Genomic DNA, 1,064 nt, shown 5'->3' with positions numbered 1-1,064 from the left:
GACGAGTGGGACGCCACGCACGGGACGAGCACACCCCGGTTCGAGGTCGCCGACTACGCGGCGTACGTCGAAGGGAAGCCACGGCAGGACGCCGTCCGGGACTTCCTCGCGGCCCGCGGCATCTCGCTGCCTCCCGGCACCTCTGACGAGCCTGCGTCGAGGCTGACCGTCCGCGGACTGGGAAAGCTCAAGCAGGAGCGGGTCGCCGCCGAGCTGGCCGCCGGCCGGGTCGAGGCCTTTCCCGGGTCGATCGCCTGGGCACGCGAGCTGCGCGAGGCCGGGCTGACGACCGCGGTGGTCTCCAGCAGCCGGAACTGCGCCGCGATCCTCGAGCAGGCCGGGATCAGCAACCTGTTCGACGCCGTGGTCGACGGCCGGACGGCGCTGGACCAGAACCTGCGGGGAAAGCCTGCGCCGGACATGTTCCTTGCCGCCGCCGACCTGCTCGGCGTGGCGCCCGCGCGCTGTGTCGTCGTGGAGCACGCGCTGATCGGCGTCGCCTCGGGTCGCGCGGGAAACTTCGGGCTGGTCGTCGGCGTGGACCGGATCGGCCAGGCGAGGGCGCTGGCCGAGCACGGCGCGGACCTCGTGGTCGAGGACCTCGGTGAGCTGCTCTCGGACGTCACCGAGGAGGTGCACAGGTCCGGACCGCGGGCCCACCGCCTGCGGGCGGCGGCGCGGCGCATCCTGGCGGCCAGCGCCGAGGACCTCACCGACCCGTGGCGACTCGTCGAGCGGGACCCCGACCCCGCCGACGTCGGGCGCACCGAGTCGCTGTTCGCGGTCTCGAACGGGTTCATCGGCATCCGCGGCGCCCACGAGGAAGGCGAGCCGGCCTACCGTCCCGCGACGCTGCTGAACGGGTTCCACGAGACCTGGCCGATCGTCTATCCGGAATCCGCCTACGGTCTGGCGACCACCGGGCAGACCGTGGTCCCGGTCCCGGACGGCACCACCATCCGGCTCCTCGTCGACGAAGACCACCACCACGGTCGCCATGGACTTCGGCTGCGTGACCATCGACGGGAGCCTCAAGCTCTATCTGTTCGGTACGCCAGGCCAGT

2 pseudogenes are annotated in these 1,064 nt (G+C 72.4%); both read left to right on the top strand.

The window, feature by feature from the left end:
* Positions 1–966, top strand: a pseudogene (locus tag AB0H87_RS42015) (HAD-IA family hydrolase); the annotation flags it as partial.
* A gap of 4 nt (positions 967–970) precedes the next feature.
* A pseudogene (locus tag AB0H87_RS42010) lies at positions 971–1,064 on the top strand (ATP/GTP-binding protein); the annotation flags it as partial.

It is taken from the genome of Asanoa sp. NPDC050611, assembly GCF_040654855.1.
In the GTDB taxonomy this organism is placed as follows: Bacteria; Actinomycetota; Actinomycetes; order Mycobacteriales; family Micromonosporaceae; genus Asanoa.
Note: the sequence above shows the minus strand (reverse complement) of the source record. Positions and strands in the feature narration are given on the sequence as shown.